Below are 25,023 nucleotides of genomic sequence, written 5' to 3' on the forward strand. Positions count from 1 at the left end.
GAACAACCATGCGCATAGAAACCGCCAACCCATTTCCCTACGACTTCGAAGTGAAGAACACAGCGCTGGTCCTCATCGACATGCAGCGCGACTTCATCGAGCCCGGCGGCTTCGGTGAAACCCTGGGCAACGACGTGTCGCTGCTCGAAGCCATCGTGCCTGCAACCCAGGCCGCCCTGGAGGCATGGCGAAAGGCCGGCGGCCTCGTGGTCCATACGCGCGAGGCGCACAAGGCGGACCTCTCCGATTGCCCGCCGGCCAAGCGCAACCGCGGCAACCCGAGCCTGCGCATCGGCGACGAAGGCCCGATGGGCCGCATCCTCGTGGCCGGCGAACCGGGCAACCAGATCATCGACGCACTGGCGCCCGTCGACGGCGAAATCGTCATCGACAAGCCCGGCAAGGGCGCGTTCTACGCCACCGGCCTGCATGAACTGCTGCAGACGCGCGGCATCACGCACCTGCTGTTCGGCGGCGTCACCACCGAGGTCTGCGTGCAGACCAGCATGCGCGAAGCCAACGACCGGGGCTACGACAGCCTGCTGCTCGAAGACTGCACCGAAAGCTACTTTCCGGCCTTCAAGGCGGCCACGCTCGACATGGTTCGCGCCCAGGGCGCGATCGTCGGCTGGACCGCGCCGAGCAGCGCGCTTCTGGCGGCGCTCGGGCAGGGGCAATGACTGCGACTACCATTCCCTACGTGTCTACCGTCCGACCCCCCTCCGCTTCGTCCGCCCCTGCTTCCGACGCCACCGTTTTCCGCACGCGGGCCGACGAGGTCTACGCGCAGCTCAAGCGCGACGTGGCCGATTTCATCCTCGTGCCCGGCGACCGCTTCACCGAGAACGAGATCAGCGACCGGCTCGGCGTCTCGCGCACGCCCGTGCGGCAGGCGCTGTTCCGCCTGCAGCAGGAGGGCTTCGTCGAGGTGCTGTTCCGCAGCGGCTGGCGCGTGCTGCCCTTCGACTTCGACCAGTTCGAGCAGCTCTACGACCTGCGCATGGTGCTCGAGACCACCGCGGTGCACCGCCTCTGCGAAGCCGACCGCCGCGTCGACCGCAGCCTGCTCGACGCGCTGGCCGATATCTGGCTCGTGCCCGCGGCCCAGCGCAGCAGCGACACCGCGCAGGTGGCGCAGTGGGACGAGGCCTTTCACTGCGCGCTCGTGGCCGCGGCGGGCAACGCCGAGATGGCGCGGGTGCACGGCGACGTGACCGACCGCATCCGCATCATCCGCCGGCTCGACTTCACCCAGCAGCCGCGCATCGACGCCACCTACGAGGAGCACGGCAAGATCCTCAAGGCCGTTCGCGCCAACCGCGGCGACCAGGCCGCGATGCTGCTGCGCGCGCACATCGAGACCAGCCAGGCGGAGGTGCGCAAGATCACGCTGCACCAGGTGCACCTGGCGCGGCACGCGGGCAAGGCGGCGCCGCGCTGAAGCGGCCGGCAGTGCGTTCCCGCGCCTCAGACCATCGCGTTGTCGGCGCCCGGGATCTCGTGCGCCTTGATGCCCTTGCGATGCAGCTTGAAGTTGAGCTTGGCGATGAGGCCGTCCTCGTGGTGGATGCGCGTCATGTTCTTCACATAACCGTCGTCGGGCGCCACCGCCTGCGCGCCGAGGATCCAGCGCACGCTCTCGCGGTAGTCGTAGAGCTGCTTGTCGGCGGGGTCGGCCAGCAGGCCGGACAGCGCCGCCATGGCCGCCGGGTGGCCCCGCTGCGCGTGCTCGCGCACAAGGTCCACGTAGCGATGCCGCGCCGGAATCTCGTTCAGGTCGCCGATGAACATCAGCATGCCTTCGAGGCCGTCGGTGTGCCCCATCTCGTGCGCCTTGCGCATCGCCTCCACGGCCTCCTGCATCAGCTGCCCGCGCTCGGCGGGGTCCTTCGCGGCGAGCGAGAGGTTGTAGCAGGCGTAGCCCAGCTTGTAGGCCCCCATGTTGCCGCCGTCCTCGGCGGTCTTGCGGTAGTAGGGAACGGCCTGGCTCAGGTCGGGCGCGACATGCACGCCGTCTTCATGGAACAGTCCGAGCAGGTAGTCGCAGGAGTCTCCGCCCGCCGCCTGGCCCATCGTTGCCAGCGCGAAGGCGTCGGCCTCGCGCCCGCCGTACCGGAGGGCGGACGCCAGCTTGTTCCATGCCAGCGTGCCCGGGGCGCGCGTGCGGGCGAGTTCGAGCCAGGCCTGGCCCGCGGGCTCGTTGGGCACGAATCCCAGCACGCCCTTCAGGCTGCAGTAGCCGTGCAGGATCATCGCGGCCGGGCATTCCCCGGCATTGGCGCTGCGCACGACGGCCTGGCCCAGCCAGGACGGGTCCTGCGGCTCGAGCTGGCAGGCCAGCAGCACCGCGAGGGACATCGCGTGGTCGTCGTCGATGGGCGCGTGGACCTCGGCTTCCTTCAGGCAGGCGAGCGCCTGCGGCCGCTCGTCGCGGCCGTAGTGGCTCTTGGCGATCCAGTACAGCGTTTCCCAGCGGTGATACGGGTGCAGCGCCTCGCCCGCGCGCTGGCGGGTGGCGGCCATCCACTGGCGCACGTCCTCGGGGTCGTCGTCGCCGTCGACCTCGTTCTCCAGGTAGTCGTCGCGCCAGATCTCGTGCCGCAGGCGGTCTTTCTCGACCTCGTCGAGGTGCGCGCAGGCCGGCGATGCGATGAAGGCGCGCACCCGGTCGTGGCTGCCGCCCCAGCGCGGCTGCATGAACCAGATGCACTGGCGCAAGAAGAAGAACAGCCGCGGATGGATCTGCATCGTGGCGTGCATCCAGTACTGCTTGCCGGTCAGCATCTTCTTGCCCTGCATCGGCGACGGCAGCGCCGCGGGCGCGCTGGACGGACAGGCGATGCGTTCGTCCGCCTGCAGGCCGGAGCGCGCGAGCATGGCCAGCAGTTCCTCGCGCGCCTCGGGGGACATGCCGTCGAGCGGCAGGTCGTGCACGAGCGGGGCTTCGGGGCCGCGTCCGCTGCGCACGAGCTCCGTGAGCCAGTCCGGCTCATTGAAGGCCGACACGCTCTGCATCATCAGTGCGGTGGCGTTCCACAGGGTGGGCTCGCGCTCGAGCGCACGCATCGCCGACACGGCCGCATGCGTGGCGCAGGCGTGGGCGCAGGTCCATCCCAGGTCGGTCACCGAACCGGCCCAGCCCGAGCCGCGGTATTCGTAGGCCCAGTGGAACCAGTAGTGCGCCTCGCACAGCCATGCGTGGGCCGATTGCGGGCGCGCAGCCTGCCAGGCGCGCAGCCGCGCCAGGCCTTCGGCACCGGCCCCGGTGCAGCCCTGGAGGTCGGCGGGCAGCGCGGCGTGGTAGCGCTCTTCGGCGGCGCGGTCGTGAAAGCTCGCGGCCAGCGCTTCGTCGAACAGGCGGTCGAGCGCGGCGTGCTCGCCTGCGCGCAGCAGCGCATCGACGTCGCAGATCTTCCATGGCGAGGGAATGGACAGGATCGGGTTCGTGGTCATGGTGTGCAGCGAAAGATCAAGGGGCACCGGCCGTCTCAGGCTGGCAGCGTTTGCGGATCGAAGATGCGGTAGCGTTTCCAGGGCAGCATGAGCCAGCTGCCCTCGACGTTGTGCAGGTGCTCGCGCACCTCCATGGCGGCGCGCGTAGAGGCGGGGCCGTCCTGGGTGCTGATGCGCAGCCAGTGCTCGCGCGCCCGTGCGTAGGCCAGGCCGAAATCCTCCCAGCCGTCGAAGCTGTCCTGCGCGCGCTGGGCGTTGAGGAACAGCACGGGCCACGCCTGCGCCTCGGGCACCCAGCCGAGCAGTGCGATGCAGCGCACCAGGAAGGCGGTGCGCGCGCAGTCGAAGGCCAGCGCATCGCGCACACGGCCCTGGGCCGCAAGCTGCTCGTAGAAGCCATCGTGCGAACGGCCGAGGCCGCCGACCCAGCCGGTGAGCGCGGCCTGCATGCGCGCGGGAATGGCGGCGGCGGGCAGGTCGGCGGGGAAGTTCATTTCCCTCAGCACCTGGCGCGCGAGTTGCTCACTTTTTTCGGCAGGCAGTTCGAGCGCGAGCGTGTCGCCGTTGCACGGCAGGCCATTGCGAATCAGCAGGATGTCCGCGAGCGCAAGGGCCCAGCGGCGCCTGTTGGGCGCCGCGTTGTCGGCTGCGGCGCGGGCGGCGCGCAGTGCCGGGTCTTCCCTGGCGGGGGCGGCAGCGCCCTGGCTGCCGGGAGCGGTGGTTTCGCGGTCCTCGCGCATCAGGCCGGACAGCACGACGGCCACGCGCCACGCGAAGAACAGCAGGCCCAGCCCCACGAGCCACAGCAGCAGCTTCAGCATGGCAGCGCGCCCGGGACGATGGCCGTGAGCGGAATGCCTTCGATCTCGCAGGCGGCGGTCGGCAGGTCGCGCAGCATGGGTGGCAGGGATTTTTCGGGCAGGGTCAGGCGCGCGGCCGCGGCGACGGCCGGATCGACGTACCGCAGCCGGTCCAGTTCGTGGGGCGCAATGCGCAGCAGCAGCCATTGCAGTGCCGCCGGCGGGCGTTCGAAGTGTTCGATCAGGTGGAAGTTGGCACTCATCACGCTGAGCAGGAAGCCGGCGTCGGCCACGTCGGTCACGAATTTCCACTGGCCGGCCGCGGCGCCTCCGGCCGGCGCGGACGCATCGGGCTCGAACACCAGGCCCATGCCTTCGCAATCGGCATGGCGTTCGCCGCGCGGCGGCAGGGTGCGCAGGAACTGAAGCACGTCGTCGGCGTACTTGCGCATCGGGTGGCGGTTCTGCTTGCCCTTGATCTGGTCCACCCGCAGGCCGTCGGCGGCCACGCCGAAGCTGATCGTCACATGCGGCAGGTTGCCCGCGCTGCGCAAGGTGAAAAGACGCAGCCGGCCGTCCTGCGCGGCCTGCGCGTACTGCTCGCCATAGCCGCCGCTGAGCTTCTTCAGGCTCGCGAACTGTCCGAGGCAGTGCTGCATGTGGTAGGACTCGTAGGCCATCTCTTCGCGCAGCGCTGAATGGCTGCCATCGAACTCGAAGAAGGTGCCGTTGGGCGTGCGCAGCACTTCGCGCAGCGCGAGCCCGCTGCTGGGCACCCAGCCCTTGCTGCGCCGCGCCTGCATGCGCTGGTGCTCCCGCTCCCACATCGCCAGGGCCATGAAGCAGGTGATGCGCTGCAGCTTCTGCTCGAGCCGCGTGCCGCGCCGCGCGCGCAGGAACTCCACCAGCACGCGCTCGCGCTCGATCAGCAGCAGATGGTCGGGGTCGAGGTAGTGGCAGGCCGGGGGCTGCGCATCGGCGCGCGGCTGCAATCGCCTGGCCAGCCAGTCGGGCACCGGCTTTGCGGGGCCTGCGGCCGCGAGGTAATCGGCCATCGAGTGCACCGTCAGCACGTGCTCGAAGCTGCCGATGGCCCAGCGAAAGAAATGATTGCGCAGCCAGGCCGCCATGTCGGCGTCGTCGCCGCGCTCGCTGCTGCGGCGTGCGATGGCCGCCTTGACCTCGGGCGCGTTCACGACGTCGCGCGGCAGGTAGGCTGCCGGTGGCGCGGGATCGGCGACGGGCGTGGTCAGCGGCATCGGCCGGCGCGGCTACAGCGTGAAGTCGTAGTCCACCGTGATCGGCGCATGGTCGCTGAACTTGATGGTCTTGTAGATCTGCTCGCTGCGCGCCAGCGCGCCCAGGGCCGGCGTGGCCAGGTGGTAGTCCAGCCGCCATCCCACGTTGTTCGCGTAGGCCTGGCCGCGGTTGCTCCACCAGGTGTAGGCCTCGCCCGTGGTGTCGGGCTTGAGCAGGCGGTAGACGTCCACCAGGCCCGCGCCGTCGGCGCCGGCGTCCAGCAGCCGGGTCATCCAGGCGCGCTCCTCGGGCAGGAAGCCGCTGTTCTTCTGGTTGCCGCGCCAGTTCTTGAGGTCGATCTCCTTGTGGGCGATGTTGATGTCGCCGCAAAGGATGAATTCGCGCTCCTTCTTGAGCGCGATGAGGTGCGGGAAGAAGCCCTTCAGGAAGCGGAACTTGGCTTCCTGCCGCTCCTCGCCCGAACTGCCGCTCGGGAAGTAGCAGCTGATGATCGAGAGCTTGCGTTTGGGCGTGTCGAAGCGCAGTTCGAGGTAGCGGCCCTCGGCATCGAATTCGGCGTCTCCCCAGCCCACCACCACGGCGCTCGGCGCGTGCCTGGTGTAGATCGCGGTGCCGGCGTAGCCTTTTTTCTCGGCGAAGTGGAAATGGCCCTTGAGGCCGGCCATTTCCTCGAATCGGCCTTCGATGTCGCTCGCCTGCACCCGGATCTCCTGCATGCAAATACAATCCGGCGCAAGTTCGGCCACCCAGTCCGCCACCCCCTTCGTGGCGGCCGAACGCAGGCCATTGAGATTGAGGCTGGTCAGTTTGAACACAAGGAATTCCCGATGGCTGTAGATGGTGTGCAAGGCAGTGCGGTGGCGCAGGATTTCGTCCAGTTCGCGCTCGACGCAGGGGTGCTGCGCTTCGGCGAGTTCAAGACCAAGGCCGGTCGCATGAGTCCTTATTTCTTCAATTCGGGGCTCTTCGACGACGGCGCCAAGATCGCGCGGCTCGCCGGATTCTATGCAGACCGGCTGATCGAGAGCGGCGTCGAGTTCGACATGATCTTCGGCCCCGCCTACAAGGGCATTCCGCTGGGCGCCACGGTGGCGGCCGAACTGGCCCGGCGCGGGCGCAACCATCCCTTTGCCTACAACCGCAAGGAAGCCAAGGCGCACGGCGAGGGTGGCAACCTGGTCGGCGCGCCGCTCAAGGGCCGCGTGCTGATCGTCGACGACGTGATGTCGGCCGGCACCGCGGTGCGCGAATCCATTGCCGCCATCGAAGCCGCGGGCGCCACGCCGCACGCCGTGGCCATTGCGCTCGACCGGCAGGAAAAAGCCACCGAGAACGGCGTCGACGTGGACCACAGCGCCGTCCAGTACGTGCGCAACCAGCTGGGCCTGCAGGTGGTGGCCATTGCCACGCTCGACGACCTGCTGAACTATCTCTCGGGCAGCGCCGCCGCCGACCTCGGCGTGCATCGCGAGCGGGTGCTCGCCTACCGGGCGCGCTACGGCGCCAGCTGAGACCGACGCCGTGCCCATGCGCAAACTCGACCTGGCGGCCCGGCCGTTCGCAGCCCCGTGGGTGCTGCTGCTGATGGCACTGTGGGCCGGCGCGGCCCCGGCGCAGCCCGCACCGGCGCCGGCCGCGGGCATCTATTCGTGCACCGATGCACGCGGCCGCACCCTCACGGCCGACCGCCCGATTGCCGAATGCATCGACCGCGAGCAGCGCGAACTGAGCCCGAGCGGCACCACGCGCCGCCGCATCGAGCCCACGTACACCGCCCGAGAACTGGCCGAGCGCGAAGACCGCGCCCGCGAGGCCGCATTGCAGGCCGCGCGCCTGACCGACGAGCGCCGCCGCGAGCGCGCGCTGCTGGTGCGCTATCCCAACGCCGAGGTGCATGACCGCGAGCGCGCCGAGGCGCTGGTGCAGATCGATGCGGTGATCCAGGCCGCGAAGAAGCGCCTCGTCGAGCTGGCCGAAGACCGGAAGCGAATCGACGAGGAGCTGGAGTTCTACAAGCACGACGTGAGCAAGGCGCCCGGCGCCGTGCGCCGCAAGCTCGAGGACAACGCGCAGAGCGTGGCGGTGCAGAACCGCTTCATCGGCGAGCAGGAAGACGAGAAGAAGCGCGTCAACGCGCGCTTCGACGAGGAGCGCGCGCGCCTCAAGCAGCTCTGGTCTCCCCAGAACGGCGTCAGCAAACGCTGAGGGCCGGCGTCAGCCCAGCTTTGCCTTGAGCAGTTCGGTCACCTGGGCCGGGTTCGCCTTGCCGCCGCTGGCCTTCATCACCTGGCCCACGAGGCCGTTGAGGGCCTTTTCCTTGCCGCCGCGGTACTCCTCGACGTTCTTCGCGTTCTTTGCGATCACCTCGTCCAGGATCCTGTCGAGCGCGCCGGTGTCGCTCATGGGCTTCAGGTCCTTGGCCTCGATGATGGCGTCGACATCGCTGCCTTCGCCGGTCCAGAGCGCGTCGAACACCTGGCGCGCCGCATTGTTGGGCAGCGTGCCGTCGGCAATGCGCCCGACCAGCTGCGCCAGTTGCTGCGCCGTGACCGGCGCGGCGTCGATGCCGATCTCCTGCGCATTCAGGCGGCGCGCCATTTCGCCGGTGATCCAGTTGCTCGCGAGCTTGGGCGTGGCGCCGGCCTTCACCGCGTCGTCGAAATAGCGTGCGAGCGCCGGGCTCTGCGTGAGCTGCGCCGCGTCGTATTCGGACATGCCGTGGTCGCGCACGTAGCGCTCGGCCATGGCGCGCGGCAGCTCGGGCATGGCGGCGCGCACGCGCTCGATCCACTCGGGCTCGATGGCGAGCGGCGGCAGGTCGGGGTCGGGGAAGTAGCGGTAGTCGGCCGCGTCTTCCTTGGTGCGCATGGTGCGCGTCTCGCCGGTGTCGGGGTCGAACAGCACCGTGGCCTGCTCGATCTTGCGGCCGTCTTCCAGCTCGTTGATCTGCGAGTTGATCTCGTAGTCGATCGCCTGCTGCATGAACTTGAAGCTGTTCAGGTTCTTGATCTCGCGCCGCGTGCCGAGCTTCTCACCGGGCTTGCGCACCGACACGTTGGCGTCGCAGCGGAAGCTTCCTTCCTGCATGTTGCCGTCGCAGATGCCGATCCAGGTGACGATCTTGTGCAGCTCGCGCGCATAGGCCACGGCCTCGGCGGTGGAGCGCATGTCGGGCTCGGTCACGATCTCCAGGAGCGGCGTGCCCGCGCGGTTCAGGTCGATGCCGCTCTGGCCGATGAAGTTCTCGTGCAGCGACTTGCCCGCGTCTTCCTCGAGGTGGGCGCGCACCAGGCGCACGGTCTTCTTTTCCTGGCCGAGGAAGAACGAGACGGCGCCGCCCTGCACGACCGGGATCTCGTACTGGCTGATCTGGTAGCCCTTGGGCAGGTCGGGGTAGAAGTAGTTCTTGCGCGCGAACACGCTGCGCGGCGCAATGTGCGAGCCGAGCGCGAGGCCCAGCTTGATGGCGCGCTCGACCGCGCCCTTGTTCATCACGGGCAGCGTGCCGGGCAGCGCCAGGTCGACCGCGCAGGCCTGCGTGTTGGGCTCGGCGCCGAAGGCGGTGGAGGCGCGGCTGAAGATCTTGCTCGCGGTCGAGAGCTGGGCGTGCGTCTCGAAGCCGATGATGACTTCATAGCCGCGCACCAGCGGGCCGGTCGGGCGGCCTTCTTGCTGTGCTTCGAAAGTGTTCACGGGTTCGCTCATTTCAGAATCCCTCCGGCGTGCGCGTGTGCCAGTCGGTGGCCTGCTGGAAGCGGTGCGCCGCGTTCAGCAGCTTCGCTTCGCCGAAGTAGTTGCCGATCATTTGCAGGCCCACGGGCATGCCGTTTTCATCGAAGCCCGCGGGCACGCTCATGCCGGGCAGGCCGGCCAGCGAGGCGGGCAGCGTGAAGATGTCGGCCAGGTAGTCGGCCACCGGGTCGCCGCCGTGCTCGCCGATCTTCCAGGCGGTGGTCGGCGCGGCCGGTCCGGCGATCACGTCGCACTGCCTGAAGGCCTGCTGGAAGTCGTCGGCGATCATGCGGCGCACCTTCTGCGCCTGCAGGTAGTAGGCGTCGTAGTAGCCGTGGCTCAGCACGTAGGTGCCGATCATGATGCGGCGCTTCACCTCGTCGCCGAAGCCTTCGGCGCGCGTGCGCTCGTACATCTCGGCCAGGTCCTTGTACTGTTTCGCGCGGTGGCCGAACTTGACGCCGTCGAAGCGGCTCAGGTTGCTCGAGGCCTCGGCCGCGGCCAGGATGTAGTACACGGGTATCGAGAGCTCCGTGAGCGGCAGCGACACCTCGACGCGCTTCGCGCCGAGCTTCTCGTACTGCGCGAGCGCGGCATCGACGGCCGCGCGCACGCCGGGCGCCACGCCTGCGCCGAAGAATTCCTTGGGCACGCCGATGCGCAGGCCGTCGAGCGAGTCGCCGAGCGAGCGGCCGAAGTCTTCGGCGGGCTTGTCGAGCGAGGTCGAGTCGCGGTCGAGGTCGGGGCCGCAAAAGGCCGACAGCAGCAGCGCGCAGTCCTCGGCCGAACGGGCCATCGGGCCGGCCTGGTCGAGGCTGGACGCGAAGGCCACCATGCCGTAGCGCGAGGCGCGGCCGTAGGTCGGTTTGATGCCGGTGATGCCGCAGAACGAGGCCGGCTGGCGGATCGAGCCGCCGGTATCGGTGCCGGTGGCCGCGGGGGCCAGGCGCGCCGCGACTGCAGCCGCGCTGGCGCCGGACGAGCCGCCCGGAATGCGCTCGCGGTTCCACGGGTTCTGCACGGGCACGGCCCTGTCGTGGCCCACGGCGGGCACGGCGACATTCTCGTTGGCCGAGCCCATCGCGAACTCGTCGCAGCTGAGCTTGCCCAGCGTGACGGCGCCGGCCTCGGCCAGGCGCTTGACCACGGTGGCGTCGAAGGGCGAGCGGTAGCCCGCGAGCATCTTCGAGCCGGCGGTGGTGGCGAAGTCGGTGGTGGTGAAGATGTCCTTGTGCGCGATCGGCACGCCGGCCAGCGCGGGCGCATTGCCGGCCGCGATCAGCGCGTCGGCCGCGCGGGCCTGGGCCAGTGTGACCTCTTCGTTCACGTCGACGAAGGTGCCGAGCGATTCGTGGGCCTTCATGCGGCCAAGGAAGACCTGCGAGGCCTCGACGGCCGAAACCTTGCGCTCGGCCAGGGCCTTGGCAAGGGCGGCCACGCCCATCTGGTGCAGTTCGCCGCTCATTCGATCACCTTCGGCACGAGGAACAGGCCGGCTTCGACGGCCGGGGCGCTCTTCTGGTTGGCTTCGCGGTTGTCGGGTTCGCTCGCCACGTCGTCGCGCAGGCGCAGCGTGATGTCCTCGACGGCGGCCACCGGATGGGCCAGCGGCTCCACCCCGGTGGTGTCGACCGAACGCATGCGTTCGACCAGGTCAAAAAAGCCGTTGATCTGGCTGAGCATGCGCTCGCTTTCGTCGGAGGCAAGCTGCAGCCGCGCCAGGGAGGCGATGCGTGCAATATCTGAAGCGGAAAGTGACATGGGTCGGACCGGTCGAAAAAACCGGAAGTAATCGCACGCCGGAGAGGGTGCTAACACGGGATTCAGAGGGGATTCGGGTATTATCCCGCCTTTGCCGCAACCCCCGCGAACGCGCCGGCTTTTGCGCCAAAAACGATCAATTCACCCCGTCATACGACCCAAAAAACAGAGCGACGACCTGCCGACGCGCAGGCGTGCTCCAGAGGATTCCGCACATGTTTGGAGCTTTCCGTCGGTACTTTTCCACCGACCTGGCGATTGACCTCGGCACCGCCAACACCCTGATCTTCGCTCGCAACAAGGGCATCGTGCTGGACGAACCCTCGGTGGTCGCCATCCGCCACGAAGGCGGCCCCCACGGCAAGAAGGTGATCCAGGCAGTCGGCCGCGAGGCCAAGGCCATGCTGGGCAAGGTGCCAGGCAACATCGAGGCGATCCGCCCGATGAAGGACGGCGTGATTGCCGACTTCGTGATCACCGAGCAGATGATCAAGCAGTTCATCAAGATGGTGCACCCGCGCACGCTGCTCACGCCGAGCCCGCGCATCATCATCTGCGTGCCCTGCGGCTCCACCCAGGTCGAGCGCCGCGCCATCAAGGACGCGGCCGAGGCGGCGGGCGCCACGTCGGTCTACCTGATCGAGGAACCCATGGCCGCGGCCATCGGCGCGGGCCTGCCGGTCAGCGAGGCCTCGGGCTCGATGGTGGTCGACATCGGCGGCGGCACCACCGAAGTGGGCGTCATCAGCCTGGGCGGCATGGTCTACAAGGGCTCGGTCCGCGTGGGCGGCGACCGCTTCGACGAAGCCATCATCAACTACATCCGCCGCAACTACGGCATGCTGATCGGCGAGCCGACGGCCGAAGTCATCAAGAAGAACATCGGCTCGGCCTTCCCGGGCTCCGAGGTCAAGGAGATGGAAGTCAAGGGCCGCAACCTCTCCGAAGGCGTGCCGCGCAGCTTCACCATCAGCAGCAACGAAGTGCTGGAAGCCCTGACCGACCCGCTCAACAACATCGTCTCGGCCGTGAAGAACGCGCTGGAGCAGACGCCCCCCGAGCTGGGCGCCGACATCGCCGAACGCGGCATGATGCTGACCGGCGGCGGCGCGCTGCTGCGCGACCTGGACCGCCTGCTGGCCGAGGAAACCGGCCTGCCGGTGCTGGTGGCCGAAGACCCGCTGACCTGCGTGGTGCGCGGCTGCGGCATTGCGCTGGAACGCATGGACCGCCTGGGCAGCATTTTCACGAGCGAGTAAGAGGCGCAAGCCATCATCGGCCGGCCTCTGCTTGCGCAGGCCGGCTTTTTTGCCATCTGACGTTGCACACAGCCAGGTCCGAACCATGCCCTTGGGCACGCTCGATCGCACAGCCCCACCCCTGTTCAACCAGGGGCAGTCGGCGCTCAGCAAGCTGATCTTCTTCGGCGCGCTCTCGCTGTTCCTGATGGTGGCCGACGCGCGCTTCCACCTGGTGCAGCCGCTGCGCGCGGCCGTGGGCGCGGTGCTCTATCCGGTGCAGTGGCTGGCGCTCAAGCCGGTGCAGCTGGTGGTGGGCGGCGGCCGCTATTTCGAAGACCTGCAGGCGGCCCAGCGCAACGAGGACGAGGCGCGCAAGGCGCTCATGCTGCAGGCCGAGCGCGCGAGCCAGGCCGACACGCTCGCGCAGGACAACGCGCGGCTGCGCGCGCTGCTCGAGCTGCGCCAGACCACCCAGGCCCCGGGCCGCGCGGCCGAGGTGCTGTACGACGCGGCCGACCCCTACACGCGCAAGATCGTCATCGACCAGGGGCTCACCCAGGGCGTGGCCGCCGGCTCGCCCGTGATCGACGCGCACGGCGTGCTGGGACAGGTGACGCAGGTGCAGCCCTTCACGAGCGAGGTCACGCTGGTGATCGACCGCGATCTTTCCATTCCCGTGCAGAACACCCGCACCGGCGTGCGCAGCGTGGCCTTCGGCGACGCGTCGGCGCATGGCGGCGGACTGGAACTGCGCTTCATGGCCGCCAATGCCGACCTGCAGGAGGGCGACCTGCTGTCCACCAGCGGCGTCGACGGCGTCTACCCGCCCGGCCTGCCGGTGGCGAAGATCGAGCGCATCGAGCGCCGCGCCGATTCGGCCTTTGCGCGCATCTACTGCGTGCCGCTGGCCCGCGTGACGGCCGCGCGCTACGTGCTGGTGCTCGCGCCCACGGGGGCGCCGTCGGCGCCGCCGGCCCCGGCGCCCGCCGCCGCGGTGCGCAAGAAGCCCGAGGCCAAGCCGGCCGGCAAGACAACGGACAAGGCCGACAAGAAAGCCGCGGAGCGCGCCCGATGATCAAGCGTCCAGGACAACAGCAGCTCCTGCTGCCCGTGAGCCCGCTGTTCATGTGGGCGAGCCTGGTGGCGGCGCTGCTCATCAACATGATCCCGATCGGCCGCGCCGCCTGGATGCCCGACCTGCTCGCGCTGGCCATCGTGTTCTGGGGCGTGCACCAGCCGATGCGCGTGGGCATTGGCGCGGCCTTCGTCTTCGGGCTGTGCATGGACGTGCACCAGTCGTCGATGCTGGGCCAGCATGCGCTGTCCTACACCACGCTGGGCTTCTTCGCGATCACCATCCACCGGCGCCTGCTCTGGTACCCGGTGGCCTCGCAGGCGCTGCAGGTGCTGCCGCTCTTTGCGCTGTCGCAGCTGATCGAGGTGATCACGCGGATGGTCGGCGGCGGCGTGTTCCCGGGCTGGAGCGTGCTGATCTCGCCGGCGCTGGAGGCTGCGCTGTGGCCGCTGGCCACCGCCTTGCTGCTCGCGCCGCAGCTTCGCACGCCGGACCCCGACGAGAATCGTCCGCTGTAGCCATGGCGCACCCCGGTCTTTCATTCCCGGCATTTGCCATGGCCACGGCCGGCGCCTAAGCTCGCAGCTCCGCCGCCATGACCGAAATCCGCAACGTCGCCGCCGACCTCGCGCGCTTCAAGCGCCGCGTGGTCGTGATCGGCCTGGCCGTGCTGTTCGCCTTCAGCCTGCTGTGCGCGCGCCTGATCTACCTCCAGGTGGTGCGGCACGAAGACCTCGCGGAACAGGCCGAGAGCAACCGCACGGCCATCGTGCCGGTGGTGCCCAACCGCGGCCTGATCCTCGACCGCAACGGCATCGTGCTGGCGTCGAACTATTCGGCCTACACGCTGGAGATCACGCCGTCGAAGGTGGGCGACGTCGAGGAGACCATCGAGAGCCTCACCCAGGTGCTCGAGATCTCGCCGCGCGACCGCCGCCGCTTCAAGCGCCTGCGGGAAGACTCGCGCAGCTTCGACTCCATTCCGATCCGCACTCGCCTGAGCGACGAGGAAGTCGCGCGCTTCGCCGCGCAGCGCTACCGCTTTCCGGGCGTGGAGATCAAGGCCCGGCTGTTCCGCAACTATCCGCACGCCGAGCTGGCCTCGCACGTGCTCGGCTACATCGGCCGCATCAACCAGCGCGAGAAGACCGCGATGGAAGACTGGGCCGAGGAAGACCAGGCCAACTACAAGGGCACCGACTACATCGGCAAGCTCGGCATCGAGCAGAGCTACGAGAAGACGCTGCATGGCCAGACCGGCGTCGAGCAGATGGAAACCTCGGCCGGCGGCCGCGCGGTGCGCCGGCTCGCCAGCCACCCGGCCACGCCCGGCAACACCGTGATGTTGTCGCTCGACATCAAGCTGCAGAAGCTGGTGGAAGACATGTTCGGCGACCGCCGCGGCGCGCTGGTGGCCATCGACCCCAAGACCGGCGAGGTGCTGGCCTTCGTGAGCAAGCCCACCTTCGACCCGAACCTGTTCGTCGAAGGCATCGACACCGAGAGCTGGCAGGCGCTGACCGAATCGCTCGACAAGCCGCTCTTGAACCGCGCGCTGCGCGGCACCTATCCGCCCGGCTCCACCTACAAGCCCTTCATGGCGCTGGCGGCGCTGCAGACCGGCAAGCGCGGCCCCAACGTGGTGGTGAACGATCCCGGCTACTTCAACTTCGGCGGCCACCGCTTCGGCAGTCCCGAAGGCAACATCGGCGGTGTCGACATGCGCCGTTCGATCCAGCTGTCGAGCAACATCTACTACTACTCGCTGGCCAACGAAATGGGCGTGGACCTGATCCACGACTTCATGAAGCCGCTGGGCTTCGGCCAGATCACCGGCATCGACCTCGGCGGCGAGGTGCGCGGCGTGCTGCCGAGCACCGAATGGAAGCGCAACGCCTACAAGCGGCCCGAGCAGAAGAAGTGGTATGCGGGCGAGACCATTTCGCTGGGCATCGGGCAGGGCTACAACGCCTTCACGATGCTGCAGCTCGCGCAGGCCACGGCCATCGTGGCCGACGGTGGCCGCAAGCACAAGCCGCACCTCGTGCTGGCCACGCGCAACACCGTGAGCGGGCAGGTGGTGCCGCTGCCCCAGCCGCCGGCCGAGAACCTGGGCTACACCGCGGCCAACGTCGCGGTGGTCCGCGAGGGCCTGACCAGCGTGGTCACCAGCGGCACCGCGCGCGGCGTGTTCGCCGGTGCGGGCTACCAGGCGGCGGGCAAGACCGGGACCGCGCAGGCCGTGACGCAGGCGCAGAACACCAAGTACAACGCCAAGGCGCTCGAGGAGCACCAGCGCGACCACGCTCTCTTCATGGCCTTCGCGCCGGCCACCGATCCGAAGATCGCCCTGGCGGTGATCGTCGAGAACGCCGGCTGGGGCGCAGGCGCGGCGGCGCCCATTGCCCGCCGCGTGTTCGACTACTGGCTGATGGACCAGTACCCGAGCGAGGCCGACATGGCCGCCATCAAGGTCGGCAAGGCCACCGCGCCGATCGGCAAGCCGCGCGTGGCCAGCGAAGTGGCGTGGCCGGCGGCGGCCTCTGCCGCGACCGCGCCCTGAGTCTTGCCCTAAGCCACCACGGTCCCGCTGACCTCCCCCAGCCCGATGCGCACCGCGCCCGCGCGCTCGCACCAGCCGCGGATCACCAGCGTGTCGCCGTCCTCGAGGAAGGTGCGCTTCTCGCCGTTGGGCAGCGTGATCGGCTGCTTGCCGCCCTGCGTGAGCTCGATCAGCGAGCCGGCCTCGTCGGGCTTGGGGCCCGAGAGCGTGCCCGAGCCCAGCAGGTCGCCGGGTTGCAGGTTGCAGCCGTTCACCGTGTGGTGCGCGACCAGCTGCGCGGCGGTCCAGTAGGCGGCCTCGGTGGTGTTGCCGCGCGTGAGGCGCGCGGGCGCCAGGCCTTCGGCGCGCATCTTCGCGGTCTGCAGCAGCACCTCGAGCGTGATGTCGAGCGCGCCGCCTTCGCGGTTCGAGGGCGCGTCCAGATAGGGCAGCGGCTGCGGATCTCCCGCGGGCCGCTCGAAGCGGGCGCGGAACGGCGCCAGCGCCTCCATCGTCACGATCCACGGCGACAGCGCGCTTGCGAAATTCTTTGAAAGGAAAGGGCCCAGCGGCTGGTACTCCCAGGCCTGGATATCGCGCGCCGACCAGTCGTTGAGCAGCGCCACGCCGAACAGGTGGTCTTCGGCCTCGGCGATGGCAATCGGCTCGCCGAGCGCATTGCCGCGGCCGACGAAGAAACCCAGTTCCAGTTCGTAGTCGAGCCGCTTCGAAGGACCGAAGCCGGGCTCGGCCGCATCCGGCGCCTTGGTCTGCCCATGCGGGCGCTTGAAGATCTGCCCGCTCACGCCGATCGACGAGGCACGGCCGTGATAGCCGATCGGCACCCATTTGTAGTTGGGCATCAGCGGCTGGTCGGGGCGGAACAGCTTGCCGATGGTGGTGGCGTGGTGGATGCCGGTGTAGAAGTCGGTGTAGTCGCCGATGCGGCAGGGCACGGTCATTTCGGCGCTGGCCTGCGGCAGCAGCGCCTTGGACCATGCGGCCTGCTGGCTGCTGCCTTCGGCCAGGCCCGCAGAAATGGCCGTGCGCAGGGCCTGGCGCTCCCTCACGCTCGCGTTCATCAGCACGTTCATGTCGTCGGTATCGACCAGGCCGACAGCCTTCAGGTCGAGCACCTGGTCGCCGATGGCCACGCCGATGCGGAAAGCTTCACTGCTGCCGGCTGTGCGAAAGCGGCCGAAGGGCAGGTTCTGGATCGGGAAGTCGCAGCCGGCTTCGTTGGCGGAGGCGACCCAGCTGCGCAGCTTCGGGTCGTGGGTGGCGTTCAGTACGGTGGTGCTCATGGCATGTCTTTCTTTGAGATTCGGTTCAGTCGGCGGTCATGCCGGCTTTCCTGGCGACGTCGCCGAGGCGCTGGTATTCGGTTTGCGTGAGCGTGGCCAGCTCCTGCGCGGTCGAGCCGCGCGGCGAGAAGCCGGCCTGCTGCAGCCTGGCCTTCACCTCGGGCATCGCGAGCGCCTCGACGAAGGCTTCGTTCAGCGCCTTCACGATGGGCGCCGGCAGGTTCGCGGGACCGTACAAGCCGAACCATGGGTCCAGCGCATAGCCCTTGAGCCCGGCCTCGGCCATCGTCGGCACCTCGGGCAGCGAGGGCGAGCGCGCCGGCCCCGCCACCGCCAGCGCGCGCAGCTTGCCGGCCTGGATGTGCGGCAGCGACGCCGGCAGGTTGTCGAACATCAGGCCGATGTTGTTGCCCAGCATGTCGGTGATGGCCGGGCCGCTGCCCTTGTAGGCCACGTGCACGAGCTCGGTGCCGGTCATCTGCGCGAACATCACGCCCGCCAGGTTCATCGAGGTGCCGGCGCCAGCCGTGGCGTAGGGCAGGCCGGGGTTCTTCTTCGCGGCCGCGATCAGGTCGGACACCGACTTGATCGGCGAGCTCGCGGGGACTTCGAGCACGATGGTCGAGGTGCCCAGCAGGCTGATCGCGGTGAAGTCGCGGCGCGGATCGAAGGCCATGGCCTTGTAGATGTGCGGGTTGAGCGCATTGGTCGAGATGGCGCCGAAGCCGATGGTGTAGCCATCGGGCGCAGCCTTGGCCACGGCATCCATGCCGATGTTGCCGCCCGCACCGCCGCGGTTGTCGATCAGCACCGGCTGGCCCAGCTTCTGCGAGACCTGGTGGCCCACGGTGCGCGCCACCAGGTCGGTGGTGCCGCCGGGCGTGTAGGGCACGATGAAGCGGATGGGCTTCGACGGGAAGTCCGCCGCGTGCGCCGCGAGCAAGGGCACGGCGAGCAGGGCGATGGCGGCCATGCGGCGCGTGATGGCGAATGCGTTCTTCATGGCTTGAACTGGTCCTTGAGACCCGCCCAGCAGTCGGCGTAGTCGGTGTCGAGCGCGGGGCTCTTGAGCGCGAAGTTCGTCGGAACGAAGCGCAAGCGGCTCTCGAACATGAAGGCCAGCGTGTTGTCCAGCTTGTGCGGCCTGAGGTCGGCATGCGTGGCCTTGTCGAAGGCTTCCTCGTCGGGGCCGTGCGGCACCATGCAGTTGTGCAGGCTCGCGCCGCCGGGCTTGAAGCCGCCCGGCTTGGCGTCGTATTCGCCGAGCACCAGGCCCATGAATTCGCTCATGAGGTTGCGATGGAACCATGGCGGACGGAAGGTGTTCTCCATCACCATCCAGCGCGGCGGGAAGATCACGAAATCGCAGTTGGCGGTACCGGGCGTGTCGCTGGGCGAGGTCAGCACGGTGAAGATCGACGGATCGGGATGGTCGAAGCTGATGGAGCCGATCACCATGAAGTTGGCGGTGTCGTACTTCACCGGCGCCAGGTTGCCGTGCCAGGCGACCACGTTGAAAGGCGACTGCTTGGCCGGCGCCTTCCAGAAGCGGCCGCCGAATTTCTTCACCAGCTCGTAGGCGCCGCCGTCTTCCTCGAAGGCCGCCACGGGGGCCTGGAAGTCGCGCGCGTTGGCCAGGCCGTTGGAGCCGATCGGGCCGAGCTCGGGCAGGCGGAATTGCGCGCCGTAGTTCTCGCAGACGTAGCCGCGCGAGAGACCGTCGGGCAAGGCCACCTTGAACGCCATGCCGCGCGGCAGCAGCGCGATTTCGCCGGGCTTCACGTCGAGCACGCCGAGTTCGGTGGTGATGACGAGGCGGCCCTGCTGCGGCACGATGAGCATCTCGCCGTCCGCGTTGACGAAGGCGCGGCGCTCCATCGAGCGGCCCGCGAGGTACATGAGCGAGCCGATGCCGACCTGCGATTCGGCATCGCCGTTGGCGGCGACCGTGTGCATGCCGTCGATGAAGTCCGCCTCGGCCGCGCCGCCGTCGAGCGGCATCGGGTGCCAGCGCAGCGGCTCGGGCGGCAGCGCGATCTCGCGGTCGGCGCCGGTGGTCCAGTGTGCTTGCGCATACGGCTGGTAGCGGCCCGAGACCACCGAGGGTTGCCGGCGGTAGAGCCAGGTGCGGCGGTTCTCGTGGCGCGGCGCGGTGAAGGCGGTGCCCGAGAGCAGCTCGGTGTAGAGGTCGAAGGGCGCGCGCTGCGGGTTGTTGCGGCCCTGCGGCAGGGCACCGGCAACGGCTTCCGAGGCGTACTCGTTGCCGAAGCCGCTCTGGTAGCGCCGTTCGGTATCGTCGATGGGGTTCGTCATGGGGTTCTCTTTCGAAAAGCGCGATGAATGAGGTTGGAGTGCGCGGGTTCAGCTGCCGCGTGCGGCCTCGAAGGCTTCGCGCAGCACGGCCAGCGAGCCGATGTGGTTGGCCAGCACCAGCACGAGCCGCGCATTGAAGGCGTGGCTCTCCTCGGTGGAAAGCCCCTGGTGCGCCTCGATCAGCGCCTCGTAGAAATCGTCCGGGGCTTCGAGGTTCGGTGCGGTGATCAGTTGTCGTTGCTGTTGCATGGTGGTCCTCATGCCTTGGCCAGTGCGCTGCCGATGGCTGCGCGGATGTTTTCTGCCGTGGGTTGCCGCCAGCGCGCGCACACATGCTGGTCGGGCCGCAGCAGGTAGACGGTGCCGGGCTGCGCGTCGTAGCGCTGCACGGCGAGCTCGCCTGCGGGCGTTGCGCCTTGCACGCGCACGACGTGCAGCGGAAGGTCGCAAGCCTTCAGCGCCTGCAGGCTGCGCTCGACCGCCCCGCCGGTGCCGAACAGCAGCGCCGTGAACTGCGCCACGTGGCATTCGCGCAGCAGCCAGCCGCTGCCGCCGTCGGCGCGCACGATGGGCGCATCGGCCGCCGCGGCGCCGGGCACCATCGCACCCGCAAACACATCGGCATCGGGCGTGTTGAGCGGCGAGTCGCGCAGCACCGCAGGCACCGAGAGCCGCCCGCTGTTGACCAGCGTGCGCGCGAAGGCGTGGCGCTTGGTGAGCTCCAGCACCGCGTCGCGGAACAGCCGGCTCACCTCGCTCTTGGGCGTGATGAAGTCGGTGGCGCGCGTGGAGTTGCGGATGTTCTCGTCGGCCGCGTATTCGCGCTCGCTCGCATAGCTGTCGAGCAGCGCGTCGGGCGCCTCGCCCTGGAGCACGGCCGCGAGCTTCCAGCCCAGGTTGTCGGCGTCCTGCACGCCCGAGTTGGCGCCGCGCGCGCCGAAGGGCGACACGCCATGCGCCGAGTCGCCCGCGAACAGCACGCGGCCGTGGCGAAAGCGCTCCATGCGCTGGCACGCAAAGGTGTAGACGCTGGCCCAGCCGATCTGGAACTGCACGCCCTCGAAGCCGATGCTGTCGAGCAGCGCGCGCACGCGCGGCGTGATGTTCTCGGGCTTGCGCTCTTCCACCGGGTCGGCGTCCCAGCCGAGCTGGAAGTCCACGCGCCACATGGCATCGGCCTGCTTGTGCAGCAGCACGCTCTGGCCGGGATGGAACGGCGGGTCGAACCAGAAGCGCCGCTCCGTCGGCAGGTCCGCATCCATCGTGATGTCGGCGATCAGGAAGCGATCGCGGAAGGTGCGGCCCTTGGCTTCGAGGCCCATCAATTGCCGCAGGTTGGAGCGCGAGCCGTCGCAGGCGCCGACGTAATCGGCGGCCAGCCGGTAGCTGCCCTCGGGCGTTTCGATGGTGAGCAGCGCGCTGTCGCCGCGCTGCTCGATGCCCGTGACCTTGTGGTTCCAGCGCAGGTCGATCAGCGGCAGCGTGGCGGCGCGCTCGACGAGGTAGCCCTCGACGTAGTACTGCTGCAGGTTGATGAAGGCCGGGCGCTCGTGGCCGGGCTCGGGCAGCAGGTCGAAGCGGTAGACCTGCTCGTCGTGGAAGAACACCTTGCCCACGTGCCACGACACGCCCTTGTCGACCATGCGGTCGCCGCAGCCGAGGCGGTCGAAGATCTCGAGTGTGCGCTTGGCGAAGCAGATCGCGCGCGAGCCGCTGGAAAGAGTGTTGTCGTTGTCGAGCAGCACCACGGGAATCCCGCGCAGCGCCAGGTCGATGGCCAGCGCGAGGCCGACCGGGCCGGCGCCGACGACCACGACCGGGTGATGGGCGGGCGTGGAAGCGTCCTGATCGGCGTGGCGCCTGTAGTCGAAGCGCAGGCTTTGATAGTCGATCACGTGTTGTCTCCGTGTCTTTGTATTGCTCCTTCCCCCGCTGGGGAAAGGCTGGGATGGGGGCTGGCGGCGCTCGAAATTGGCGCTCTGCGTGCCCCCACCCCAGCCCTCCCCCGGAAGGGGAGGGAGCAGGACAGGTCAGCCTTCGAGCGCCTTCCACATCTCGACGTCCCGCTCGGCCGTCCACACGCGCGGATCGGCATGGCCCGAGGCCTCGTCGTACGCGCGGCTCACGTCGAAGGGCATGCAGTGGTCGAAGATCACCCACTGGCTGTACTTGGGCTTGAGCCTGGCGTAGGTGTCCTTGTAGACCGTGTTCAGGTCGCGCCCGGCCTTCACGCCTTCCTGCACGCTCGCGTACACGTCGGAGATGAAGTTGCGTGTGCCGGTCAGGCCCTCGGCCACTTCGGCCGGCGTGGTGAGCGCGGCGCCGCGGCCCGGCACCAGCGCGGCGGGCTTGAGCGCCGCGATGTTGTCCAGCGTCTGCGGCCAGTCCTTGAAGTAGGCGTCGCCCGCGTACGGCGTCGCGCCGAACTCGACCAGGTCGCCCGACAGCAGCGTGCGCTCCTCGGGCAACCAGACCACCGTGTCGCCCTTGGTGTGGCCGCGGCCCAGCTGGATCAGCTGCACCTCGAGCTTGCCGAGCCACAGCGTCATCTTGCCCGTGAAGGTCATGGTGGGCCAGGTCAGACCGGGCGGCACGGTCTCGACGTTCTGGAACAGGCGCGGGAAGCGGCCGATCTCGCTGGCCTTGTCCTGCTCGCCACGCTCCACGATCAGGTCGCGCGTGTCCTGGCTGGCCAGGATGTGCTCGGCACCGTAGCCGGCCGCGCCCAGCACGCGCACCGCGTGGTAGTGGGTGAGCACCACGTACTTGATGGGCTTGTCGGTCACTTCGCGGATGCGGCGCACCACGTCGGCCGCCATGGCGGGCGTGGCCTGGGTGTCGGCCACCAACACACAGTCGTCGCCGATCACGATGCCGGTGTTGGGATCGCCTTCGGCGGTGTAGGCCCAGGCGTGTTCCGAGATCTGGCTGAAGGTGATCTTCTTCTCTTCCATGTCGGCCTGGCTGGCGAATTTCCTGGCTTGGCTCATCGTGTGTCTCCGTCGGTTGGATCGAAATTTAGATTCGTCTAAAACAAATGAATTTGCGGTTAGCGAATTCCGAGAGTGTAAGCCCGAGATCAGTTCATGTCTAATCCCTTCTTCATGAACGAACAACCAGACGCCGAGGCGGGCCATGGCAGCCAGTGACACCGACCGCGCCGCCCAGCGCGGCATCCAGAGCATCGAAGTGGGTGGACAGCTGCTGCGTGCACTGGTGCACCACGGCCGGCCGATGGCGCTGAAAGACCTGGCGCGCGAAGCCGACATGACGGCCGCCAAGGCCCATCCCTACATGGTGAGCTTCGGGCGGCTGGGCCTGATCGAGCAGGACCGCGCCAGCGGCCACTATCTGCTCGGCCCGCTGGCCTTGCAACTGGGGCTCATCAGCCTGCAGCAGGCCGACCCGGTGCATATTGCGACGCCGCTGATCGCCGAGGTGGCGCAGCGCATCGGCCACACGGTGGCGCTCGCGGTCTGGGGGGCGCGCGGCGCCACCATCGTGCGCACGGCCGAATCGCCTTCGCCGGTGCATGTGAACATGCGGCACGGCACGGTGTTCTCGCTCACCAACACCGCTTCGGGCCGCGTCTTTGCCGCCTACCTGGAGGCCGATGCGGTCCGGCAGCTGCTCGACGCCGAGCGCCAGCGGCACAAGCTGCGCAAGGCCGGCGAAGAGCCGCCCGCGGCCGGCATGCCGCCGCAGCGGCCGCTGCCCTCGTGGAGCGAATTCGAGCGCCAGCTGCAGGAAGTGCGCGCGCACGGCATCAGCCGCTCCGAGGGCGAGGTGATCGAGGGCGTCAGCGCGATGGCGGCGCCGGTGTTCGACCACACCGGCGCCATCGTGCTGTCGGTCACGGCCATCGGCCCGGCCGCCATCTTCGACACCGCCTGGGACGGCGAAATCGCACGCGCGCTCAAGGCCTGCGCGGGCACGGTCTCCGCGCGGCTGGGCGCAACGTCTGCCGGAAGAAAGGCTTCCGCACCACTGGATCCATGAGCCTGGGCACCGCTTCTTCCCCCGCGTCTCCCGTCGAATCCGCCATCGCCCTGCTGGGTGCCGCCCGGCGCATCGCCGTGCTCTCCGGCGCGGGACTGTCCAGGGCTTCGGGCATTCCGACCTACCGCGACGCCGACGGCCTCTGGATGAACCAGAACGCACTGCAGTTCTCCCACGCCGAAGACCTGCAGCGCGATCCCAAGGGCTTCACCCGCTTCTGGGCCCGGCGGCTCGACACGGTCGAGGCCGCCCAGCCGAACCCCGGGCACGCGGCGCTCGCGCTGCTGCAGCGGCTGCGCCCCGCCACGCGCCTGATCACGCAGAACGTCGACGGCCTGCTCTCGATCGCGGGCGGGCTGGACGTGCTCGAACTGCACGGTTCGCTGCGCCGTTGGCGTTGCGACCACTGCGGCAACCGCCGCGGCCCCTGGCCCTTTCACCGCTGCATGCGCTGCGCCTCGCGCGCCCGGCCCGACGTCGTGATGTTCGGCGAGATGCTGAACCACGGCGTGCTGCACGACGCCCAGGTGGCCGCGCAGGAGTCGGACGTGTTCATGGTGGTCGGCAGCACCGCCGTGGTCTATCCGGCGGCCGAGTTGCCGCAGCTCGCGATGTCGCGCGGCGCCCGGCTGATCACGCTCAACATGGAGCCGCTGCCGCATCTGGACGAGGCAGCCTCGGTGGTCCTGCGCGGCGCGGCGGAGCTGCTGCTGCCGCAGCTGGTGGCGGGGATGGGCGGCTAGCTTTCGGAAGCCCTGGCCTCGCGCAGCGCACGCCAACGCGCGAGGCTTGCGGCAGGCCAGTATGCCTCGCGCTCGTAGTATTCGGTCACCGCGGGCGCGCCGGGCGGCAGCACCACCCAGGGCTGCTTCGACATCGTGAAAATGTGCAGGTCCGGCGGCAGCTGGTCGGGCGTATCGAGCGTGCCCACGCGGACGAAGCACACCGCATCGCCCGCACCGGCGTAGTGGCTCCAGAGTGCGACACGGCAATGGGGGCAGCGAACGTACTTCTGGCCGCGTCCGCTGGCCGAAGGCGTCAGCACCACATCGACGGTGCCTTGCAGCAGTTGCATGTGCGCGGGTTCGATCAAGGCGTTGAGCGCGAAGGACGAGCCCGTTTCGCGTTGGCACCAGCGGCAATGGCAGCAGTGCACGAACAGCGGCGCAGCCATCATGCGGTAGCGCACGGCGCCGCAAGTGCAGCCCCCGTCGAGGGGCACGAAGGCATTGCCGTCAACAGCGGCGGCCATGGCGCTTCCTGGAAGGGCGCTCAGCCCTTCTTGCCACCCAGCAGCACCAGCGCCCCGCCCACCACGATGGCGGCCACGCTGGCCCAGGCCGGGAAATTGACCTGCTGCTTCTCCTTCACCGAGAACTCCAGCGGCCCCAGCTTGGCCTGGTGCGTTTCCTTCGTGAAGCTGAAGCCGCCGAGCCCGAGGCCCGCGATGCCTGCGACGATGAGCAGGATGCCGATGATGCGTGTGGCGTTCATGGTGAGGTCTCCTCCGTGGATGAAAAAAGCGGGCCGGGGCCGAAGCCGA

General features: G+C 68.9%; 25 protein-coding genes. 10 read left to right on the top strand and 15 right to left on the bottom strand.

Going from position 1 to position 25,023, the window contains the following annotated elements; translation table 11 throughout:
- Window positions 1-8 precede the first annotated feature (8 nt).
- Both IB278_RS10595 and IB278_RS10600 read left to right on the top strand, forming a co-directional pair.
- Entirely contained in the window at window positions 9-680 is a 672-nt protein-coding gene (locus IB278_RS10595) for a cysteine hydrolase family protein (protein ID WP_192323394.1), read from the top strand.
- Window positions 677-1,441, top strand: coding sequence for a GntR family transcriptional regulator (locus IB278_RS10600; protein WP_192323395.1), 765 nt, complete (start codon window positions 677-679; stop codon window positions 1,439-1,441). The genes IB278_RS10595 and IB278_RS10600 overlap by 4 nt, the downstream gene beginning before the upstream one ends.
- A gap of 26 nt (window positions 1,442-1,467) precedes the next feature.
- Here the strand turns inward: IB278_RS10600 and IB278_RS10605 are convergent, their stop codons facing one another.
- From IB278_RS10605 to IB278_RS10620, 4 genes are read right to left on the bottom strand one after another with little or no spacing between them, the layout of a single operon-like run.
- Window positions 1,468-3,453 carry a DUF4034 domain-containing protein gene (locus IB278_RS10605; protein WP_192323396.1) on the bottom strand — a complete coding sequence of 662 codons (1,986 nt, stop codon included), beginning with the start codon at window positions 3,451-3,453 and terminating at the stop codon, window positions 1,468-1,470.
- 35 nt (window positions 3,454-3,488) lie between these two features.
- Window positions 3,489-4,274, bottom strand: coding sequence for a DUF1266 domain-containing protein (locus IB278_RS10610; protein WP_145742874.1), 786 nt, complete (start codon window positions 4,272-4,274; stop codon window positions 3,489-3,491).
- Window positions 4,268-5,512 carry a hypothetical protein gene (locus tag IB278_RS10615; RefSeq protein WP_192323397.1) on the bottom strand — a complete coding sequence of 415 codons (1,245 nt, stop codon included), beginning with the start codon at window positions 5,510-5,512 and terminating at the stop codon, window positions 4,268-4,270. The genes IB278_RS10610 and IB278_RS10615 overlap by 7 nt, the downstream gene beginning before the upstream one ends.
- Before the next feature lie 12 nt (window positions 5,513-5,524).
- Window positions 5,525-6,328, bottom strand: coding sequence for an exodeoxyribonuclease III (locus tag IB278_RS10620; RefSeq protein WP_192323398.1), 804 nt, complete (start codon window positions 6,326-6,328; stop codon window positions 5,525-5,527).
- Window positions 6,329-6,340: 12 nt separating this feature from the next.
- Here IB278_RS10620 and pyrE point away from each other — a divergent pair, with 12 nt between their 5' ends.
- Together pyrE and IB278_RS10630 are read left to right on the top strand one after the other, a co-directional pair.
- Window positions 6,341-7,024 carry an orotate phosphoribosyltransferase gene (gene pyrE, locus IB278_RS10625; protein WP_124958378.1) on the top strand — a complete coding sequence of 228 codons (684 nt, stop codon included), beginning with the start codon at window positions 6,341-6,343 and terminating at the stop codon, window positions 7,022-7,024.
- Between the two features lie 16 nt (window positions 7,025-7,040).
- On the top strand, window positions 7,041-7,718 hold the full coding sequence (locus IB278_RS10630; protein ID WP_225612855.1) for a DUF4124 domain-containing protein: 678 nt from the start codon (window positions 7,041-7,043) through the stop codon (window positions 7,716-7,718).
- Window positions 7,719-7,727: 9 nt separating this feature from the next.
- On the opposite strand, the gene gatB is transcribed toward IB278_RS10630, so the two are convergent.
- From gatB to gatC, 3 genes are read right to left on the bottom strand one after another with little or no spacing between them, the layout of a single operon-like run.
- Window positions 7,728-9,218 carry an Asp-tRNA(Asn)/Glu-tRNA(Gln) amidotransferase subunit GatB gene (gatB, locus tag IB278_RS10635; protein ID WP_192323399.1) on the bottom strand — a complete coding sequence of 497 codons (1,491 nt, stop codon included), beginning with the start codon at window positions 9,216-9,218 and terminating at the stop codon, window positions 7,728-7,730.
- A gap of 1 nt (window position 9,219) precedes the next feature.
- A complete protein-coding gene (gene gatA / locus IB278_RS10640) occupies window positions 9,220-10,710 on the bottom strand; it encodes an Asp-tRNA(Asn)/Glu-tRNA(Gln) amidotransferase subunit GatA (protein WP_145742865.1) in 1,491 nt (496 codons plus the stop codon).
- The gene (gene gatC / locus IB278_RS10645; RefSeq protein ID WP_145742864.1) at window positions 10,707-11,006 is read right to left on the bottom strand and encodes an Asp-tRNA(Asn)/Glu-tRNA(Gln) amidotransferase subunit GatC; all 300 of its coding nucleotides are present in this window, start codon (window positions 11,004-11,006) and stop codon (window positions 10,707-10,709) included. Before gatC ends, gatA begins: the two co-directional genes overlap by 4 nt.
- 215 nt (window positions 11,007-11,221) lie before the next feature.
- Between gatC and IB278_RS10650 the strand changes: the two genes are divergently transcribed.
- The 4 genes from IB278_RS10650 (at window position 11,222) to mrdA (ending at window position 15,885) form a co-directional block, all read left to right on the top strand.
- On the top strand, window positions 11,222-12,265 hold the full coding sequence (locus IB278_RS10650; protein WP_007833435.1) for a rod shape-determining protein: 1,044 nt from the start codon (window positions 11,222-11,224) through the stop codon (window positions 12,263-12,265).
- An 85-nt stretch (window positions 12,266-12,350) separates the two neighbouring features.
- Complete coding sequence (gene mreC / locus IB278_RS10655; RefSeq protein ID WP_145742862.1) at window positions 12,351-13,322, top strand: rod shape-determining protein MreC; 972 nt, start codon at window positions 12,351-12,353, stop codon at window positions 13,320-13,322.
- A complete protein-coding gene (gene mreD / locus IB278_RS10660; protein WP_145742860.1) occupies window positions 13,319-13,840 on the top strand; it encodes a rod shape-determining protein MreD in 522 nt (173 codons plus the stop codon). The genes mreC and mreD overlap by 4 nt, the downstream gene beginning before the upstream one ends.
- A gap of 77 nt (window positions 13,841-13,917) precedes the next feature.
- Window positions 13,918-15,885 (top strand): penicillin-binding protein 2, encoded by a 1,968-nt coding sequence (gene mrdA, locus IB278_RS10665; protein WP_145742858.1) that lies wholly within the window; start codon window positions 13,918-13,920, stop codon window positions 15,883-15,885.
- Window positions 15,886-15,893: 8 nt separating this feature from the next.
- On the opposite strand, the gene fahA is transcribed toward mrdA, so the two are convergent.
- The 6 genes from fahA to IB278_RS10695 form a co-directional block, all read right to left on the bottom strand.
- Window positions 15,894-17,168, bottom strand: coding sequence for a fumarylacetoacetase (fahA, locus tag IB278_RS10670; protein WP_145742856.1), 1,275 nt, complete (start codon window positions 17,166-17,168; stop codon window positions 15,894-15,896).
- Between the two features lie 25 nt (window positions 17,169-17,193).
- Window positions 17,194-18,171 (bottom strand): Bug family tripartite tricarboxylate transporter substrate binding protein, encoded by a 978-nt coding sequence (locus IB278_RS10675; protein ID WP_192323400.1) that lies wholly within the window; start codon window positions 18,169-18,171, stop codon window positions 17,194-17,196.
- Window positions 18,168-19,481 (bottom strand): homogentisate 1,2-dioxygenase, encoded by a 1,314-nt coding sequence (gene hmgA, locus IB278_RS10680; protein ID WP_192323401.1) that lies wholly within the window; start codon window positions 19,479-19,481, stop codon window positions 18,168-18,170. Before hmgA ends, IB278_RS10675 begins: the two co-directional genes overlap by 4 nt.
- A 48-nt stretch (window positions 19,482-19,529) precedes the next feature.
- Window positions 19,530-19,730: a DUF2783 domain-containing protein gene (locus tag IB278_RS10685; RefSeq protein WP_192323402.1), complete on the bottom strand. Its 201-nt coding sequence runs from the start codon at window positions 19,728-19,730 to the stop codon at window positions 19,530-19,532.
- Between the two features lie 8 nt (window positions 19,731-19,738).
- Window positions 19,739-21,376: an FAD-dependent oxidoreductase gene (locus tag IB278_RS10690; RefSeq protein ID WP_192323403.1), complete on the bottom strand. Its 1,638-nt coding sequence runs from the start codon at window positions 21,374-21,376 to the stop codon at window positions 19,739-19,741.
- Window positions 21,377-21,511: 135 nt separating this feature from the next.
- Window positions 21,512-22,471 (bottom strand): MBL fold metallo-hydrolase, encoded by a 960-nt coding sequence (locus IB278_RS10695; RefSeq protein ID WP_192323404.1) that lies wholly within the window; start codon window positions 22,469-22,471, stop codon window positions 21,512-21,514.
- A 145-nt stretch (window positions 22,472-22,616) separates the two neighbouring features.
- Here IB278_RS10695 and IB278_RS10700 point away from each other — a divergent pair, with 145 nt between their 5' ends.
- Both IB278_RS10700 and IB278_RS10705 read left to right on the top strand, forming a co-directional pair.
- Window positions 22,617-23,480: an IclR family transcriptional regulator gene (locus tag IB278_RS10700; RefSeq protein ID WP_145742846.1), complete on the top strand. Its 864-nt coding sequence runs from the start codon at window positions 22,617-22,619 to the stop codon at window positions 23,478-23,480.
- Window positions 23,477-24,223 carry an SIR2 family NAD-dependent protein deacylase gene (locus IB278_RS10705; RefSeq protein WP_145742844.1) on the top strand — a complete coding sequence of 249 codons (747 nt, stop codon included), beginning with the start codon at window positions 23,477-23,479 and terminating at the stop codon, window positions 24,221-24,223. Before IB278_RS10700 ends, IB278_RS10705 begins: the two co-directional genes overlap by 4 nt.
- Here the strand turns inward: IB278_RS10705 and IB278_RS10710 are convergent.
- Window positions 24,220-24,732, bottom strand: a complete 513-nt coding sequence (locus IB278_RS10710) for a GFA family protein (RefSeq protein WP_145742842.1) — start codon at window positions 24,730-24,732, stop codon at window positions 24,220-24,222. The two genes, IB278_RS10705 and IB278_RS10710, sit on opposite strands and share 4 nt — an antisense overlap.
- Window positions 24,733-24,752: 20 nt before the next feature.
- Window positions 24,753-24,974, bottom strand: a complete 222-nt coding sequence (locus IB278_RS10715) for a hypothetical protein (protein ID WP_012745458.1) — start codon at window positions 24,972-24,974, stop codon at window positions 24,753-24,755.
- Between the last annotated feature and the right edge of the window lie 49 nt (window positions 24,975-25,023).

Source organism: Variovorax sp. VRV01, from assembly GCF_014852545.1.
GTDB lineage: Bacteria > Pseudomonadota > Gammaproteobacteria > Burkholderiales > Burkholderiaceae_C > Variovorax > Variovorax beijingensis_A.

Coding starts and splice junctions, on each gene's coding strand:
- mreD (WP_145742860.1), top strand. CDS start 13,319: ATGATCAAGCGTCCAGGACAACAGCAGCTCCTGCTGCCCGTGAGCCCG.
- IB278_RS10595 (WP_192323394.1), top strand. CDS start 9: ATGCGCATAGAAACCGCCAACCCATTTCCCTACGACTTCGAAGTGAAG.
- IB278_RS10705 (WP_145742844.1), top strand. CDS start 23,477: ATGAGCCTGGGCACCGCTTCTTCCCCCGCGTCTCCCGTCGAATCCGCC.
- mreC (WP_145742862.1), top strand. CDS start 12,351: ATGCCCTTGGGCACGCTCGATCGCACAGCCCCACCCCTGTTCAACCAG.
- IB278_RS10630 (WP_225612855.1), top strand. CDS start 7,041: ATGCGCAAACTCGACCTGGCGGCCCGGCCGTTCGCAGCCCCGTGGGTG.
- IB278_RS10715 (WP_012745458.1), bottom strand. CDS start 24,974: ATGAACGCCACACGCATCATCGGCATCCTGCTCATCGTCGCAGGCATC.
- pyrE (WP_124958378.1), top strand. CDS start 6,341: ATGGCTGTAGATGGTGTGCAAGGCAGTGCGGTGGCGCAGGATTTCGTC.
- IB278_RS10650 (WP_007833435.1), top strand. CDS start 11,222: ATGTTTGGAGCTTTCCGTCGGTACTTTTCCACCGACCTGGCGATTGAC.
- IB278_RS10605 (WP_192323396.1), bottom strand. CDS start 3,453: ATGACCACGAACCCGATCCTGTCCATTCCCTCGCCATGGAAGATCTGC.
- IB278_RS10685 (WP_192323402.1), bottom strand. CDS start 19,730: ATGCAACAGCAACGACAACTGATCACCGCACCGAACCTCGAAGCCCCG.
- IB278_RS10610 (WP_145742874.1), bottom strand. CDS start 4,274: ATGCTGAAGCTGCTGCTGTGGCTCGTGGGGCTGGGCCTGCTGTTCTTC.
- IB278_RS10675 (WP_192323400.1), bottom strand. CDS start 18,171: ATGAAGAACGCATTCGCCATCACGCGCCGCATGGCCGCCATCGCCCTG.
- gatA (WP_145742865.1), bottom strand. CDS start 10,710: ATGAGCGGCGAACTGCACCAGATGGGCGTGGCCGCCCTTGCCAAGGCC.
- mrdA (WP_145742858.1), top strand. CDS start 13,918: ATGACCGAAATCCGCAACGTCGCCGCCGACCTCGCGCGCTTCAAGCGC.
- IB278_RS10695 (WP_192323404.1), bottom strand. CDS start 22,471: ATGAGCCAAGCCAGGAAATTCGCCAGCCAGGCCGACATGGAAGAGAAG.
- IB278_RS10710 (WP_145742842.1), bottom strand. CDS start 24,732: ATGGCCGCCGCTGTTGACGGCAATGCCTTCGTGCCCCTCGACGGGGGC.
- gatC (WP_145742864.1), bottom strand. CDS start 11,006: ATGTCACTTTCCGCTTCAGATATTGCACGCATCGCCTCCCTGGCGCGG.
- IB278_RS10615 (WP_192323397.1), bottom strand. CDS start 5,512: ATGCCGCTGACCACGCCCGTCGCCGATCCCGCGCCACCGGCAGCCTAC.
- fahA (WP_145742856.1), bottom strand. CDS start 17,168: ATGAGCACCACCGTACTGAACGCCACCCACGACCCGAAGCTGCGCAGC.
- hmgA (WP_192323401.1), bottom strand. CDS start 19,481: ATGACGAACCCCATCGACGATACCGAACGGCGCTACCAGAGCGGCTTC.
- IB278_RS10600 (WP_192323395.1), top strand. CDS start 677: ATGACTGCGACTACCATTCCCTACGTGTCTACCGTCCGACCCCCCTCC.
- IB278_RS10700 (WP_145742846.1), top strand. CDS start 22,617: ATGGCAGCCAGTGACACCGACCGCGCCGCCCAGCGCGGCATCCAGAGC.
- gatB (WP_192323399.1), bottom strand. CDS start 9,218: ATGAGCGAACCCGTGAACACTTTCGAAGCACAGCAAGAAGGCCGCCCG.